The sequence below is a fragment of the Streptomyces sp. BJ20 genome, assembly GCF_022869105.1.
Taxonomy (GTDB): Bacteria; Actinomycetota; Actinomycetes; order Streptomycetales; family Streptomycetaceae; genus Streptomyces; species Streptomyces griseoincarnatus.
On the sequence record NZ_CP094918.1, the window covers coordinates 3,608,311 to 3,624,361 of the forward strand.

11 protein-coding genes and 1 pseudogene are annotated in these 16,051 nt (G+C 71.0%); 7 read left to right on the top strand and 5 right to left on the bottom strand.

Annotation, left to right across the window (positions count from 1 at the left end; genetic code table 11):
• The first annotated feature begins 8 nt into the window (after positions 1-8).
• Entirely contained in the window at positions 9-1,598 is a 1,590-nt protein-coding gene (locus MTR79_RS16265) for a methylmalonyl-CoA mutase family protein (protein WP_244790885.1), read from the top strand.
• Between the two features lie 224 nt (positions 1,599-1,822).
• On the opposite strand, the gene MTR79_RS16270 is transcribed toward MTR79_RS16265, so the two are convergent.
• Positions 1,823-3,031 carry a transposase gene (locus MTR79_RS16270; RefSeq protein WP_244790887.1) on the bottom strand — a complete coding sequence of 403 codons (1,209 nt, stop codon included), beginning with the start codon at positions 3,029-3,031 and terminating at the stop codon, positions 1,823-1,825.
• 25 nt (positions 3,032-3,056) lie between these two features.
• On the opposite strand from MTR79_RS16270, the gene tnpA reads away from it, so the two are divergent.
• Complete coding sequence (gene tnpA / locus MTR79_RS16275) at positions 3,057-3,488, top strand: IS200/IS605 family transposase (RefSeq protein WP_244790889.1); 432 nt, start codon at positions 3,057-3,059, stop codon at positions 3,486-3,488.
• 213 nt (positions 3,489-3,701) lie between these two features.
• On the opposite strand, the pseudogene MTR79_RS16280 reads toward tnpA, so the two are convergent.
• Together MTR79_RS16280 and MTR79_RS16285 are read right to left on the bottom strand one after the other, a co-directional pair.
• Positions 3,702-4,673: pseudogene (locus tag MTR79_RS16280) on the bottom strand (PLP-dependent aminotransferase family protein); the annotation flags it as partial.
• Between the two features lie 139 nt (positions 4,674-4,812).
• Positions 4,813-5,505, bottom strand: coding sequence for a hypothetical protein (locus MTR79_RS16285; protein ID WP_244790891.1), 693 nt, complete (start codon positions 5,503-5,505; stop codon positions 4,813-4,815).
• Between the two features lie 656 nt (positions 5,506-6,161).
• Here MTR79_RS16285 and metK point away from each other — a divergent pair.
• From metK to ahcY, 5 genes are read left to right on the top strand one after another with little or no spacing between them, the layout of a single operon-like run.
• Entirely contained in the window at positions 6,162-7,370 is a 1,209-nt protein-coding gene (gene metK, locus MTR79_RS16290) for a methionine adenosyltransferase (RefSeq protein ID WP_189366863.1), read from the top strand.
• A 31-nt stretch (positions 7,371-7,401) separates the two neighbouring features.
• The gene (locus MTR79_RS16295; RefSeq protein WP_244790893.1) at positions 7,402-8,385 is read left to right on the top strand and encodes a carbohydrate kinase family protein; all 984 of its coding nucleotides are present in this window, start codon (positions 7,402-7,404) and stop codon (positions 8,383-8,385) included.
• The gene (metH, locus tag MTR79_RS16300) at positions 8,382-11,870 is read left to right on the top strand and encodes a methionine synthase (RefSeq protein ID WP_280518332.1); all 3,489 of its coding nucleotides are present in this window, start codon (positions 8,382-8,384) and stop codon (positions 11,868-11,870) included. Before MTR79_RS16295 ends, metH begins: the two co-directional genes overlap by 4 nt.
• A complete protein-coding gene (gene metF, locus MTR79_RS16305) occupies positions 11,867-12,724 on the top strand; it encodes a methylenetetrahydrofolate reductase [NAD(P)H] (RefSeq protein WP_244790895.1) in 858 nt (285 codons plus the stop codon). The genes metH and metF overlap by 4 nt, the downstream gene beginning before the upstream one ends.
• Positions 12,714-14,144 carry an adenosylhomocysteinase gene (gene ahcY / locus MTR79_RS16310; protein ID WP_244790897.1) on the top strand — a complete coding sequence of 477 codons (1,431 nt, stop codon included), beginning with the start codon at positions 12,714-12,716 and terminating at the stop codon, positions 14,142-14,144. Before metF ends, ahcY begins: the two co-directional genes overlap by 11 nt.
• Before the next feature lie 151 nt (positions 14,145-14,295).
• Here ahcY and MTR79_RS16315 read toward each other — a convergent pair whose 3' ends face one another.
• Positions 14,296-15,081, bottom strand: a complete 786-nt coding sequence (locus MTR79_RS16315; protein WP_121718784.1) for an ABC transporter permease — start codon at positions 15,079-15,081, stop codon at positions 14,296-14,298.
• Positions 15,078-16,034 carry an ATP-binding cassette domain-containing protein gene (locus MTR79_RS16320; RefSeq protein WP_189365386.1) on the bottom strand — a complete coding sequence of 319 codons (957 nt, stop codon included), beginning with the start codon at positions 16,032-16,034 and terminating at the stop codon, positions 15,078-15,080. Before MTR79_RS16320 ends, MTR79_RS16315 begins: the two co-directional genes overlap by 4 nt.
• Between the last annotated feature and the right edge of the window lie 17 nt (positions 16,035-16,051).

The window sequence follows — 16,051 nt, forward strand, 5'->3', positions numbered from 1 at the left end:
GGAAGACGATGAAGGACAACACCAGAACAGGCGAGTCCGGGCTGCCCATCGAACCGGTCTATGGGCCGGGGACCCTCGAGGGCTGGGACCCGGCCGGGAAGCTGGGTGAGCCGGGCGCGTATCCGTTCACGCGGGGCGTGTACCCGACGATGTACACGGGCCGTCCCTGGACGATGCGTCAGTACGCGGGTTTCGGCACGGCGACGGAGTCCAACGCCCGGTACAAGCAGCTGATCGCGAACGGCACGATGGGGTTGTCGGTCGCGTTCGACCTGCCGACCCAGATGGGCCATGACTCGGACGCGCCGATCGCGAGCGGTGAGGTCGGCAAGGTGGGTGTGGCGATCGACTCGATCGACGACATGCGGGTGCTGTTCGGCGGGATCCCGCTGGACAAGGTGTCCACGTCGATGACGATCAACGCGCCGGCCGCGCTTCTGCTGCTGCTGTACCAGCTGGTCGCCGAGGAGCAGGGCGTCCCGGCGGACAAGCTGACCGGCACGATCCAGAACGACGTGCTGAAGGAGTACATCGCCCGCGGTACGTACATCTTCCCGCCGAAGCCGTCGCTGCGGCTGATCGCCGACATCTTCAAGTACTGCAGGGCCGAGATCCCGAGGTGGAACACGATCTCGATCTCCGGCTACCACATGGCGGAGGCGGGTGCCTCGCCCGCGCAGGAGATCGCGTTCACCCTCGCCGACGGCATCGAGTACGTACGCACCGCGGTGGCGGCGGGCATGGACGTGGACGACTTCGCCCCGCGTCTGTCGTTCTTCTTCGTGGCCCGCACCACGATCCTGGAGGAGGTCGCGAAGTTCCGTGCCGCGCGCCGGATCTGGGCGCGGGTGATGAAGGAGGAGTTCGGGGCGAAGAACCCCAAGTCGCTGATGCTGCGCTTCCACACGCAGACGGCCGGGGTGCAGCTGACGGCCCAGCAGCCCGAGGTGAACCTGGTGCGCGTCGCCGTGCAGGGCCTGGCGGCGGTGCTGGGCGGCACGCAGTCGCTGCACACGAACTCCTTCGACGAGGCGATCGCGTTGCCGACGGACAAGTCCGCCCGGCTGGCGCTGCGTACCCAGCAGGTCCTCGCCTACGAGACCGACGTCACCGCCACGGTCGACCCGTTCGCCGGCTCCTACGTCATCGAGAAGATGACCGACGACCTGGAGGCGGAGATCGTCGCGCTCATCGACAAGACGGAGCAGCTCGGCGGAGCCGTACGGGCCATCGAGCACGGCTTCCAGAAGGCCGAGATCGAGCGCAACGCCTACCGCATCGCCCAGGAGACCGACTCCGGCGAGCGCGTCGTGGTCGGCGTCAACCGCTTCCAGCTCGACGAGGAGGAGCCCTACGAGCCCCTCCGCGTCGACCCGGCCATCGAGGCCCAGCAGGCCGAACGCCTCACCAGGCTCCGCGCCGAACGCGACCAGATGGCCGTCGACACGGCGCTGGCCGCGCTGAGGAAGGCCGCCGAGGGCGAGGACAACGTCCTCTACCCGATGAAGGACGCCCTGAAGGCCCGCGCCACGGTCGGCGAGGTCTGCAACGCCCTGCGCGAGATCTGGGGCACCTACGTGCCCACGGACGCCTACTGACCGAGGGCCGCCCGGGCACGGTCAGGCCACCTCCGGCGCGGGCGCGCACCGTGCCCGCGCCCGGTGCGCGCCCACACCGGCCAGGGCGCGCCCGGCGTTCCCCCCGGCGTCCCTCCCGGCCGCCAGCTCGGCCTCCAGCACCCCCGCCAGCCGGCGCACGCCCTCGCGGATCCGGTCCGGCTCCGGTTGACATCCTCGCCGCTCTGAAGGACGGCGATTCCCGCCTACCGCGCCGTTGAAGGCTGCGGTGTCGGGTGGGTTCCTGCTTCGCTGCGCGGTGCCGGGAGGAGTCCCGGTCTTACCTGCGCTCCACAGGCTGATACCGCCAGTCCGGCGGCCTTGGCGACGTTGACCGCCGCGTTGATGTCCCGGTCAAGGACCGCCCCGCACGCCTGACACGTCCACACGCGGACGTTCAGCGGCTTGGGACCGTCCTTGACGCCGCACTGCGAGCACACCTGACTGGTGGGCTCGAAGCGGCCGATCCGGTGGAATGCGCGCCCGTACCGGGCGGCCTTGTACTCCAGCATGCTCACGAACGCCGACCATCCGGCGTCGTGGACGGACTTGGCCAGGCGCGTGCGGGCGAGTCCCTTCACCGCCAGGTCCTCCACGGCGACCGCTTGGCTCTCGCGGATCAGCATCGTGGAGAGCTGGTGATGGAACTCGCGGCGGGCGTCCGCGACACGGGCGTGTGCCCGTGCGACACGGATCCTGGCCTTGTCCCGGTTCTTGCTGCCCTTCTCCTTGCGCAAGAGGGCGCGCTGTGCCTTCTTCAGGCGCTTCTCGGCCCGGCGCAGGAAGCGCGGGCTGTCGATCTTCGTGCCGTCGGAGAGGACGGCGAAGTGCCCGAGGCCGAGGTCGATGCCCACCCCGGGAGTGGTCTGCGGCAGGATCTCCTCCGGGCCGGTCTCCACGACGAAGCTCGCGAAGTACCGGCCCGCGCTGTCCTTAACGACCGTCACCGTGGACGGCGTCGAGGGCAGGGGACGGGACCACGTCACCTTCAGGTCGCCGATCTTCGGCAGGCGCAGCTTCCCGCCGGCCGTGATCGACCAGCGGGCGTTCGCCGTGAACCGGACGGCCCGCCGGGTGTCCTTGCGGAATTTGTACCGGGGCGCGCCCATACGCGGGCGCTTGCCCTTCAGGCCGTCGAAGAAGTTCCGGTACGCGGTGTCCAGGTCTCTGAGGGACTGCTGGAGCACGACCGCCGACACCTCGCCGAGCCACGCCCGCTCGGGCGTCTGCTTGGCCTCGGTGATCAGCGTCTTGGACAGATCGCCGGTCTTCGGGAACGGCAGCCCCTCGCTGCGGGCGGTCTCCCGAGCGCGCAGCGCGTCGTTGTAGACCACCCGCGCGCACCCGAACGCCCTCGCCAGCGCCGTGCGCTGACCGGCGCTCGGGTACACCCGGAACGAGTACCTGAGCTGCACACGGATCACGGTACACAGTTGGTTTATGGGTATCGATGAGAACATTCGTACTGGTCGTCACTGTGTCTTCCGCATGCACGTCCACTTGGTTTTCGTGACGAAGTACCGGCACAAGGTCTTCGCCGACCGACACCTGACGCGGTGCGAGGAGATCATGCGGGCCGTGTGCGAGGACTTCGAGGCCGAGCTGGTCGAGTTCAACGGCGGCAACAACCACGTCCACCTGCTCGTGAACTTCCCGCCAAAGGTCGCCGTGTCCAAGCTGGTCAACAGCCTCAAGGGCGTCTCTTCCCGGCGGCTGCGCCAGGAGTTCCCCGACCTCGTCCGCCACTACTGGCGGGCACAACGCCTGTGGTCCGGCTCGTACTTCGCCGGGTCCGTCGGCGGCGCACCACTCAGCAGCGTGAGCCACTACATCGAACAGCAGAACCGGCCGCTCCGACCCGGACCGAGGTGAACAGTGCAGATCCGCGCCCACAGCTGAGGCCAGAGCAAACCGCAGATTCGCTTCACCACCAGGCTGAAGCCCGGCGCCCTGCGAATAGATCCGGTAGCAGAACGACAGCCGCATCTGGCGGCCGCCGGACCCGTCCGTGTGGAACCCGGTGCCCGAGGCGTACGCCACCTGGGCGGCCACCGCGCGCGGCAGCATCGCCTTGGTGTCCACGCCCTCCGGCACCGTCACCCACACGTAGAACCCGCCGTCCGGCGTCGTCCACGTACAGCCCTGCGGCAGGTACCGCTCCAGCGCGGACAGCATCGCGTCGCGCCGCTCGCGGTAGTTCTCCCGGAACGACTCGATCCGGGACTGCCAGTCGTGTGTGGCCAGATAGCGCGAGACGATCGCCTGGTTCAGCGTGGGCGGGCACAGCGTCGCCGACTCCGTGGCCAGCACCAGCTTCTCCCGCACCCCGGGCGGCGCCAGCACCCAGCCGACCCGCAGCCCGGACGCGAACGTCTTCGAGAACGAGCCCAGATACACCACGTTGTCCGGGTCCAGCGAGCGCAGCGCCGGGTAGGTCTGCCCGTCGAAGCCGAGCAGGCCGTACGGGTTGTCCTCGACCACCAGCACGTCGTACGCGCGGCAGATCTCCAGGATCTCCGCCCGCCGCCCGACCGCCAGCGTCACGCCGGCCGGGTTGTGGAAGTTCGGGATCGTGTAGAGCAGTTTCACGCGCTGCCCGGCGTCCGCGGCCTGCCGCAGCGCGGCCCGCAGCGCCTCCGGCACCAGACCGTGCCCGTCCATCGCCACGTGCACCACCCGCGCCTGGTACGCGGTGAACGAGCCCAGCGCGCCGACGTACGACGGGCCCTCGGCGGCCACCACGTCACCCGGGTCGCAGAACAGCCGGGTCACCAGGTCGAGGCCCATCTGCGAGCCGACGGTCACCACCACGTCGTCCGGGTGCGCCGCGATGCCCTCCAGCGCCGTCACGTCGCAGATCTGCTCCCGCAGCAGCGGCGAGCCGTGCGCCGACGCGTACTGGAGCGCCGTCAGGCCGTCCTCCTCGATGATCCGCGCGGTCTGCTCCGCGAGCGACTGGAGCGGCAGCGCGGCCAGGTTCGGCATGCCGCCGGCCAGCGAGACCACCTCCGGTCTGCTCGCGACCGAGAACAACGCCCGGATCTCGGAGGCCGTCATGCCCGCGGTGCGCGCCGCGTACCGGGCGCGGTGCGGGTCCAGGACGGCAGGGGCGCTGTACGGCTGCGTGGGGCTGCAGGGCGGCGCGGCGGGGCTGTTCTCGGTCACGGGGGCGACACCTCGGGCTCGGTGGACAAGGTCACTGCCGTACGGCAGGGCGCTCGGGCCGCTCGACGACGGCGCCCCGTTCCGGACGCCTGTCCGCACCGCCGACGGCGGACCCGTCCCGGCAGCGCCGGGACGACGTCGTCCCCTCGCGCAGGTCGACCCGCTCGATCGTCGCGGCGGGCGTGGCACGGCCGGCCCCCGCGTCCACCAGACCGCAGCGGGCGAGCGCTTCCGGTGCCGAGGCGAACACCAGCCGTCCGTCCGCCACCGCGTGGTACACCGCGTCGGCGCCGGACCCGTCCTGCGCGAAGAGGACCTCGTCGCGCCGCCGGTCGAGGACGACCAGCGCGAACGTCCCGCGCACGGCGTCGAGGAAGGCGAGCCCTTCGGCCTCGTACAGGTGCAGCAGGATCTCGCGGTCCGACTGGGTCCGCAGCCGCACTCCGGGCAGCGCGGCGGCCAGCTCCCGGTGGTTGCGCACCCGGCCGCTCGCCAGCAGCACGATCTTCCCGTCCGCCGAGACGAAGGTGTGGGTGCCGTCCCCGGGGGCGGCCGACGCCGGCCAGGCGCACCCCATCACCGCCGAGCCGTCCCGCACCACGGCGCGTCCGCCGTGCCCTTCGTCCTCCAGCGCGTCGAGCATCGAGCCCACCGCGGCCGTCTCACGGCCCGTGGTGCGGGATGCGGCCGATCCGAGCACCGCAAGTCCTGCCAGCCCGCCCATGTTTCCCTCCACCCTTCGGCCCGGTCGCTCCCCGAGGGCCCGGCGACCGCGGCCCGCGTTCGCCTCTTCGGCCCGGTGATCCTCAGCCCGGTGAGCCGGCCCGGACACGGGAGTCGCGCGTACATGTCGCCCAGCGGCGGCGGAACCCAGGCCCCGGCCAGTCGCCCGTACCGGTTCCCGCCCAGCTTCGCCGGACAGCATGGGCAGGCCCGCTCGGGACCGGCTCAAGTCCGCCTCGCGACCGGCCCGGAAAGGAAAGGGAACCCAGCCGAAGAACACCCCGCCGAACCGCCGCCCCACGACGGCCCGCGGGGCGCCGCCGGAGTGCGCGAGCGGTCCTCCACCCGCCCTCGACGGGCGAGAACCACCCTGGTGGCGCCGCAGACCGCCAGGGAAGACGCAGACCCCCCGACGGCGAACCACCCGTCCCGCTCCTCGCACCACGTCCTGCCGCCCGGCGCGGACCGGGCCCACCCCGCCACCGCGCGATGCCGCCCGGTGCGCGGTGGTCCCGGTGCCGCGCGACGACCGGGCCGCCGGGCACGCACCGGGCGGCACGGCCCGCCGGCCACCCACCCCGCCGGCCCGGCGACCGACGCCGGACACCGGGGCACGGGCGGCACGCTGGACCACGACCGCTCACGCCTAGGAGAGACATGGCAACCCGGCTGTTCACCTCGGAGTCCGTCACCGAGGGCCATCCCGACAAGATCGCCGACCAGATCAGCGACGCCGTCCTGGACGCCCTCCTGAGCCAGGACCCGGCCTCCCGGGTGGCGGTGGAGACCCTGATCACCACCGGTCAGGTCCACGTCGCCGGCGAGGTGACCACCTCCGCCTACGCCGACATCCCCGGCATCGTCCGCGAGACCGTCCTCGGCATCGGCTACGACTCGTCGGCCAAGGGCTTCGACGGCGCCTCCTGCGGGGTGTCCGTGTCCCTCGGCGCCCAGTCACCCGACATCGCCCAGGGCGTCGACACCGCCTACGAGAAGCGGCTCGGCGGCACCGACGACGACCTCGCCGCCCAGGGCGCCGGCGACCAGGGGCTCATGTTCGGGTACGCCACCCGCGAGACGCCCACCCTCATGCCCCTGCCCATCGAACTCGCGCACCGGCTGTCGCGCCGGCTGGCCGAGGTCCGCAAGGACGGGCAGATGCCCTACCTGCGCCCCGACGGCAAGACCCAGGTCACCATCGAGTACCGCGACGACCTCCCGGTACGCCTGGACACGGTCGTCGTCTCCTCGCAGCACGCGGCCGGCATCGACCTCGACCACATGCTGACCCCGGACATCCGCCGCCAGGTCGTGGACCACGTACTGGCAGGGCTGGCCGAGGACGGCATCAAGCTGGAGACCGAAGGCCACCGCCTGCTGGTCAACCCCACCGGCAAGTTCGAGACCGGCGGCCCGATGGGCGACGCCGGCCTCACCGGCCGCAAGATCATCATCGACACGTACGGCGGCATGGCCCGCCACGGCGGTGGCGCCTTCTCCGGCAAGGACCCCTCCAAGGTCGACCGCTCGGCCGCCTACGCCATGCGCTGGGTCGCCAAGACCGTCGTCGCCGCCGAACTCGCCGAACGCTGCGAGGTCCAGGTCGCCTACGCCATCGGCAAGGCCGAACCGGTCGGCCTGTTCGTCGAGACCTTCGGCACCGAGCACGTCCCGCGCGCCGCGATCGAGCGGGCCATCCACGAGGTGTTCGACCTGCGCCCCGCCGCCGTCATCCGCGACCTCGACCTGCTGCGCCCCATCTACGCCCGCACCGCGGCGTACGGGCACTTCGGACGTGAGCTGCCCGACTTCACCTGGGAGCGCACCGACCGGGCCGACCGCCTCCGCGCCGCCGCGGGCCACTGAACCGGCCGCGCCGACAGGGACGGGAGTCGCCATGCGCATCGCCGTGACCGGTTCCATCGCCACCGACCACCTCATGACGTTCCCCGGCCGGATCGTGGACCAGCTGATCCCCGACCGGCTCGACCAGGTGTCGCTGTCGTTCCTCGCCGACGACCTGGAGATACGCCGCGGCGGGGTCGCCGCCAACATCTCCTACGGGCTCGGCGGACTGGGACTCGACCCCGTGCTCGTCGGCGCGGTCGGCAGCGACTTCGGCGAGTACGAGGTCTGGCTGAAGGAACACGGCGTCGACACCGGGGCCGTACACGTCTCCGCCCGGCGGCAGACGGCCCGGTTCGTGTGCCTCACGGACCAGGACGCCAACCAGATCGCCGCGTTCTACGCCGGCGCCATGACCGAGGCCCGCGACATCGATCTCGGGCGCCTCGACCCGCTGCCCGGCCTCGTGGTCGTGGCACCCGACGACCCCGAGGCCATGCTGCGCCACACCGCGCGCTGCCGGGCACTCGGCATCCCCTTCGCCGCCGACCCCTCCCAGCAGCTCGCCCGCCTCGACGGCCACCAGGCCCGCACCCTGCTCACCGGGGCACGCTGGCTGTTCACCAACGAGTACGAGGCGACCCTGCTGCTGGAACGCACCGGCTGGAGCCGCGACGACGTCCTGCACCAGGCCGGCGCGTGGATCACCACGCTCGGCGCCGACGGCGTCCGGATCGAGACCGCCGGCCACCCGGCGCTCACCGTCCCGGCCGTCGCCGGCGTGCGCACCGCCGACCCGACCGGAGCCGGCGACGCCTTCCGCGCGGGCTTCCTCGCGGCCCTCGCCTGGGACCTGGACAGCCCGCACGCGGCCCGGCTCGGCTGCGCGCTGGCCTCCCTGGCCCTCGCCGAGGTGGGCTCCCAGGCCTACACGCCCGACCCCGCCCGGCTCACCGCCGTCATCACCGAGACCTACGGCACGGCAGCGGCGGAGACCATCGCGGCACACCTGGGAGGCGCACCATGCCGACGGTGACGACAGGCGCCGAGACCCTCCGCGAGGCGCTCGCCACCCGTGTGGTGGTGGCCGACGGCGCGATGGGCACCATGCTCCAGTCCCACGACCCGAGCATGGAGGACTTCCAGCAGCTGGAGGGCTGCAACGAGGTCCTCAACGCCACCCGTCCGGACATCGTGCGCTCCGTCCACGACGCCTACCTCGCGACCGGCGTGGACTGCGTGGAGACCAACACCTTCGGCGCGAACCACACGGCACTGACCGAGTACGACATCGCCGACCGCGCGCACGAACTGTCGGAAGCGGGCGCCCGCATCGCCCGTCAGGCGGCCGACGCGGCCACCCGACGCAACGGACAGCGACACTGGGTCCTCGGCTCCATGGGCCCCGGCACCAAACTCCCCACCCTCGGCCACATCGACTACGCCACCGTCCGAGACGGCTTCCAGGCCAACGCCGAGGGCCTGCTCACCGGCGGCGCGGACGCGCTGCTGGTGGAGACCACGCAGGACCTGCTGCAGACCAAGGCCGCCGTCCTGGGCGCCCGCCGCGCCATGGACACCCTCGGCACCGACGTTCCGCTCCTGGTCTCCATGGCCTTCGAGACGACCGGCACCATGCTGCTCGGCTCCGAGATCGGCGCCGCGCTCACCGCGCTCGAGCCGCTCGGCATCGACATGCTCGGCCTGAACTGCTCCACCGGCCCCGCCGAGATGACCGAGCACCTGCGCCACCTCGCCCGCCACTCCCGCATCCCCCTGCTGTGCATGCCCAACGCGGGCCTCCCCGTCCTCACCAAGGACGGCGCACACTTCCCGCTCGGCCCGGAAGGCCTGGCCGACGCGCAGGAGACGTTCGTCCGCGAGTACGGCGTCTGCCTGGTCGGCGGCTGCTGCGGCACCACGCCCGAGCACCTGCGCCGGCTCGTCGAGCGCGTGCGCGGCCTGACCCCCGCCGAGCGCGCCCCCCGGCCCGAGCCGGGTGCGGCGTCGTTGTACCAGACGGTGCCGTTCCGGCAGGACACCTCGTACCTGGCGATCGGTGAGCGGACGAACGCCAACGGGTCGAAGAAGTTCCGTGAGGCGATGCTGGAGGGCCGCTGGGACGACTGCGTGGAGATGGCGCGGGAGCAGATCCGCGAGGGCGCGCACCTGCTGGACCTGTGCGTCGACTACGTGGGCCGGGACGGCGTGGCGGACATGGAGGAGCTGGCGGGGCGGTTCGCGACCGCGTCGACGCTGCCGGTGGTGCTGGACTCCACCGAGGTCGACGTGATCCGGGCCGGGCTGGAGAAGCTCGGCGGCCGCGCGGTGATCAACTCGGTGAACTACGAGGACGGCGACGGCCCGGAGTCCCGCTTCGCGAAGGTCACGCAGTTGGCCCGGGAGCACGGTGCGGCGCTGATCGCGCTGACGATCGACGAGGAGGGCCAGGCGCGCACGGCGGAGAAGAAGGTCGAGATCGCCGAACGCCTGATCGAGGATCTGACCGGGAACTGGGGCATCCGTGAGGAGGACATCCTCGTGGACTGTCTGACGTTCACGATCTGCACGGGTCAGGAGGAGTCCCGCAAGGACGGCATCGCCACGATCGAGGGCATCCGTGAGCTGAAGCGCCGCCATCCGGACGTGCAGACCACGCTGGGGTTGTCGAACATCTCCTTCGGCCTGAACCCGGCCGCCCGCATCCTGCTGAACTCCGTGTTCCTGGACGAGTGTGTGAAGGCGGGCCTGGACTCGGCGATCGTGCACGCGTCGAAGATCCTCCCGATCGCCCGCTTCGACGAGGAGCAGGTCACCACGGCCCTCGACCTGATCTACGACCGGCGCCGTGAGGGCTACGACCCGCTGCAGAGGCTGATGCAGCTGTTCGAGGGCGCCACCGCGAAGTCGCTGCGGGCGTCCAGGGCGGACGAGCTGGCCGCCCTCCCGCTGGACGAGCGGCTCAAACGCCGCATCGTCGACGGCGAGAAGAACGGCCTGGAGGCCGACCTGGACGAGGCCCTGACCCGGCGCCCCGCTCTGGACATCGTCAACGAGACGCTGCTGGACGGGATGAAGGCGGTCGGGGAGCTGTTCGGCTCCGGCCAGATGCAACTGCCGTTCGTGCTCCAGTCCGCCGAGGTCATGAAGACCGCGGTGGCGCATCTGGAACCGCACATGGAGAAGACCGACGACGACGGCAAGGGCACCATCGTCCTGGCCACCGTCCGGGGCGACGTCCACGACATCGGCAAGAACCTCGTCGACATCATCCTGTCCAACAACGGCTACACCGTCGTCAACCTCGGCATCAAGCAGCCGGTCTCCGCGATCCTGGAGGCTGCCGAAGAGCACCGGGCCGACGTCATCGGCATGTCCGGACTCCTGGTGAAGTCCACAGTGATCATGAAGGAGAACCTGGAGGAGCTCAACCAGCGGGGTCTGGCCGCCGACTACCCCGTCATCCTCGGCGGCGCCGCCCTCACCCGCGCCTACGTCGAGCAGGACCTCCACGAGATCTACGACGGCGAAGTCCGCTACGCCCGCGACGCCTTCGAGGGCCTGCGCCTGATGGACGCCCTGATCGGCATCAAGCGCGGCGTCCCCGGCGCACAGCTGCCCGGACTCAAACAGCGCCGGGTCCGTGCCGCCACCGTCGAGATCGAGGAACGGCCCGAGACGGGCCACGTCCGCTCCGAGGTCGCCACGGACGTCCCGGTCCCCGCCCCGCCGTTCTGGGGCACGCGGGTCGTGAAGGGCATCCAGCTCAAGGAGTACGCGTCCTGGCTGGACGAGGGCGCGCTGTTCAAGGGCCAGTGGGGTCTGAAGCAGGCCCGCACCGGCGACGGCCCCACCTACGAGGAGCTGCTCGAGACCGAGGGACGGCCCCGGTTGCGTGGCCTGCTGGACCGGCTCCAGACGGAGAACCTGCTGGAGGCGGCCGTGGTCCACGGCTACTTCCCGTGCGTGTCCAAGGACGACGACCTGATCCTTCTCGACGAGGCCGGCAACGAACGCACCCGCTTCACCTTCCCGCGCCAGCGCCGCGGGCGACGGCTGTGCCTGGCGGACTTCTTCCGCCCCGAGGAGTCCGGCGAGACCGATGTCGTCGGCCTCCAGGTCGTCACCGTCGGCGCCCGCATCGGCGAGGAGACCGCCCGCCTCTTCGAGGCCGACGCCTACCGCGACTACCTCGAACTGCACGGCCTGTCCGTCCAGCTCGCCGAGGCCCTCGCCGAGTACTGGCACGCCCGCGTCCGCACCGAACTCGGCATCGCGGCGGACGACCCGCGCTCGCTGGACGGCATGCTGCGCACCGAGTACCAGGGCTGCCGCTACTCGCTGGGCTACCCGGCCTGCCCCGACCTGGCGGACCGCGCGAAGATCGCCCATCTGCTCCGTCCGCAACGCATCGGCGTCCACCTGTCCGAGGAGTTCCAGCTCCACCCCGAGCAGTCCACCGACGCCCTCGTCGTCCACCACCCCGAGGCGAACTACTTCAACGCGGGAGGCCGCGCGTGACGACCTTCTCCTTCGAGTTCTTCCCGCCGAAGACCGCCGCCGGCGAGCGGACCCTGTGGCAGGCGATCCGCCAGGTGGAGCCCCTGCGCCCGGACTTCGTCTCCGTGACCTACGGCGCCGGCGGCTCCTTTCGGACCCGCACCATCGAGGTCACCCGGCGCATCGCGGCGGAGACGACCCTGCGCCCCGTCGCGCACCTCACCGCCGTGGGCCACTCGGTCGCCGAGCTGCGGCAGATCATCGGCGCCTACGCGGACGCCGGCATCAAGGACGTCCTCGTCCTGCGCGGCGATCCCCCCGGCGACCCCCGAGGACCGTGGGCGGCTCACCCGGACGGCTTCACCCACGCCTACCAGCTGGTCGAACTCGTCCGCTCCCTGGGCGACTTCACCATCGGCGTCGCCGCCTTCCCCGAGCGGCACCCCCGCTCGCCCGACTGGGACACCGACATCCGGCACTTCGTGGCCAAGTGCCGCGCCGGCGCCGACTACGCCATCACGCAGATGTTCTTCCACGTCGAGGACTACCTGCGGCTGCGTGACCGGGTGGCCGCGGCCGGCTGCGACATCCCGATCGTCCCCGAGATCATGCCCGCCACCGACGTGCGCCAGATCCGCCGCTTCGCCGAACTGAGCGACGCCGCCTTCCCCGAGGACCTGGCCCACCGTCTGGAAGCCGCCCGCGACGATCGCGCCGCGGGCCACCGCATCGGCGTCGAGTACGCCACCGCCATGGCGGAACGCCTCCTCACGGAGGGCGCGCCCGGACTGCACTACATCACCCTGAACAGGTCCACCGCGGCCCTGGACATCCACCGTAACGTCATCAGTTCAAGGAGCATTCGTGTCGCCTGAGTTCGAGGATTTCAAGGTCGCCGACCTGTCGCTGGCCGAGTTCGGCCGCAAGGAGATCAGCCTCGCCGAGCACGAGATGCCCGGCCTGATGGCGATCCGCGAGGAGTACGCCGACGCCCGGCCGCTGGCCGGCGCCCGGATCACCGGCTCCCTGCACATGACGGTGCAGACCGCCGTCCTCATCGAGACCCTGGTCGCGCTCGGCGCGGAGGTCCGCTGGGCGTCCTGCAACATCTTCTCCACCCAGGACCACGCGGCGGCCGCCATCGCCGTCGGTCCGAACGGCACGCCCGACAACCCGCAGGGCGTCCCGGTCTTCGCCTGGAAGGGCGAGACGCTGGAGGAGTACTGGTGGTGCACGGAGCAGGCGCTGACCTGGCCGGACAGCCCCACCGGCGGCCCGAACATGATCCTGGACGACGGCGGCGACGCCACCACCCTCGTCCACCAGGGCGTGGAGTACCTCAAGACCGGCGAGCTGCCCCCGGCCGACAACGAGGAACTGGCGGCCGTGGCCGCCTTGCTGAAGGCGAGCACACTCGACTGGACCGGCATCGCCGCGCAGATCCGCGGTGTGACGGAGGAGACCACGACCGGCGTCCACCGCCTGTACGAGATGCAGCGTGACGGCTCCCTGCTGTTCCCGGTGATCAACGTGAACGACGCCGTGACGAAGTCGAAGTTCGACAACAAGTACGGCTGCCGCCACTCCCTGGTCGACGGCATCAACCGCGCCACCGACACGCTGATCGGCGGCAAGACCGCCGTGGTGTGCGGCTACGGCGACGTCGGCAAGGGCTGCGCGGAGTCGCTGCGCGGCCAGGGCGCCCGCGTGATCGTCACCGAGATCGACCCGATCTGCGCGCTGCAGGCGGCGATGGACGGCTACCAGGTCACCACGCTCGACGAGGTCGTCGAGACGGCCGACATCTTCGTCACCACGACCGGCAACAAGGACGTCATCATGGCCGGCGACATGGCCAGGATGAAGCACCAGGCGATCGTGGGGAACATCGGCCACTTCGACAACGAGATCGACATGGCCGGCCTGGCGAAGGTCCCGGGCATCGTCAAGGACGAGATCAAGCCGCAGGTCCACACCTGGACGTTCCCCGACGGCAAGAAGATCATCGTGCTGTCCGAGGGCCGTCTGCTGAACCTGGGCAACGCCACCGGCCACCCGTCGTTCGTGATGTCCAACTCCTTCGCGGACCAGACCCTGGCCCAGATCGAGCTGTTCACCAAGCCCGACGAGTACCCGACCGGCGTCCACGTGCTGCCCAAGCACCTCGACGAGAAGGTCGCCCGCCTCCACCTGGACGCCCTCGGCGTCAAGCTCACCACGCTCCGCCCGGAGCAGGCGGCGTACATCGGCGTCGCGCCCGAGGGCCCCTACAAGCCGGACCACTACCGCTACTGACGACACGGGGCGAAGGCCCGTCGCGGCTGTCCGGAGACAGCGGCGGCGGGCCTTCGCGGATCGTGGAGCGGGGTGCGCGTCGTGTGCGCCTGTCGTGTGTCGGTCGTCGGCCGGGGGCGCGGGCGGTGCCCCGCGCTGTCGCGGGGCGGACCTACTTCCCGTCGCGGTTGAAGGTCGAGGTGGACCAGAAGTAGCCGAGGACGGACAGGGCCAGGCACCAGACGACGGCGAGCCAGCCGTTGTGGCCGATCTCGGTGCCCAGGAGCAGACCGCGCAGGGTCTCGATGGCCGGCGTGAAGGGCTGGTACTCGGCGATCGGCTGGAACCAGCCCGGCATCGAGTCGACCGGCACGAAGGCGCTGGACAGCAGCGGCAGCAGGATCAAGGGCATGGCGTTGTTGCTGGCGGCCTCGGCGTTGGGGCTGACCAGACCCATGCCCACCGCGATCCAGGTGAGCGCCAGCGTGAAGAGGGCGAGCAGACCGAAGGCGGCCAGCCACTCCAGGGCGGTGGCGTCCGTGGACCGGAAGCCGATGGCCACGCCGACGGCGCCGACGAGGACCACGCTCAGGATCGACTGCAGGACGCTGCCGGCGACGTGTCCGACGAGGACCGAGGGCCGGTGGATGGCCATGGTGCGGAAGCGGGCGATGATGCCCTCGCTCATGTCCATGGAGACGGAGACCGCGGTGCCGATGACGGTGGAACCGACGGTCATCAGCAGCAGGCCGGGGATGATGTAGGCGATGTAGGCGGAGCGCCCTCCGCCGCCGATGCCCGCGCTCATGGTGTCGCCGAAGATGTAGACGAACAGCAGGAGCAGCATGATCGGCGTGAGCAGCAGGTTCAGGGTCAGCGACGGGTAGCGGCGCGCGTGCAGCAGGTTGCGGCGCAGCATCGTGTTCGAGTCACGCACGGCGAGGGAGAGGGAGCTCATCGGACAGCCTCCTTGGGCTGGGTGGGGACGCCGGCGCCGCCGGTCAGGGCGAAGAACACGTCGTCGAGGTCGGGGGTGTGCACGGTGAGTTCGCTGGCCTCGATGCCGGCGGAGTCCAGCCAGTCGAGGATGGAACGCAGCTCGCGCTGGCTGCCCCCCGAGGGGACCTGGAGGGCGAGGGCGTCGTCGTCGCGGGTTGCCGGGTTCAGCGCGAGGGCGGCGGCCTGGTAGTCGGCGGGGTCGGTGAAGCGGAGCCGGACGTGGCCGCCGGGGACGAGGCGCTTGAGTTCGGCGGCGGTGCCCTCGGCGGCGATCTTTCCGTCGTTCAGCACGGCGATGCGGTCGGCGAGTTCGTCGGCCTCCTCCAGGTACTGCGTGGTGAGGAAGACGGTCACGCCGCCGGAGACCAGTTCGCGGATGATGCCCCACATGTTGTGCCGGGACCGCGGGTCCAGGCCGGTGGTGGGCTCGTCCAGGAAGATGATCCGCGGGCCGCCGACCAGCGTCATCGCGATGTCCAGACGGCGCTTCATACCGCCCGAGTAGGTCGAGGCGGGCTTCTTCGCCGCCTCCACCAGGTCGAAGCGCTCCAGCAGCTCGGCCGTCACCCGCCGCCCTTCCTGCTTCGACAGGTGGTGCAGGTCGGCCATGAGGAGCATGTTCTCCTCACCGGTGATCAGACCGTCGACCGCGGAGAACTGCCCCGTGACACCGATCGCGGCACGCACCGCCTGCGGGTCCGTGGCGAGGTCGTGGCCCGCGACCTGGGCCTGTCCGCCGCCGGCGGAGATGAGGGTGGAGAGGATCTGCACGGTGGTGGTCTTGCCGGCCCCGTTCGGACCGAGCAGGGAGAAGACCGTCCCTTCGGGAACTGTCAGGTCGATGCCGTCGAGCACGGTCTTGTCGCCGTACGACTTGCGCAGCCCGTTCGCTGCGATGGCCGGCTTGGTCATGAGAGGGCTCCTTGTTG

Coding starts and splice junctions, on each gene's coding strand:
- MTR79_RS16265 (WP_244790885.1), top strand. CDS start 9: ATGAAGGACAACACCAGAACAGGCGAGTCCGGGCTGCCCATCGAACCG.
- MTR79_RS16295 (WP_244790893.1), top strand. CDS start 7,402: ATGCGCATCGCCGTGACCGGTTCCATCGCCACCGACCACCTCATGACG.
- tnpA (WP_244790889.1), top strand. CDS start 3,057: ATGGGTATCGATGAGAACATTCGTACTGGTCGTCACTGTGTCTTCCGC.
- MTR79_RS16315 (WP_121718784.1), bottom strand. CDS start 15,081: ATGAGCTCCCTCTCCCTCGCCGTGCGTGACTCGAACACGATGCTGCGC.
- MTR79_RS16320 (WP_189365386.1), bottom strand. CDS start 16,034: ATGACCAAGCCGGCCATCGCAGCGAACGGGCTGCGCAAGTCGTACGGC.
- MTR79_RS16285 (WP_244790891.1), bottom strand. CDS start 5,505: ATGGGCGGGCTGGCAGGACTTGCGGTGCTCGGATCGGCCGCATCCCGC.
- metK (WP_189366863.1), top strand. CDS start 6,162: ATGGCAACCCGGCTGTTCACCTCGGAGTCCGTCACCGAGGGCCATCCC.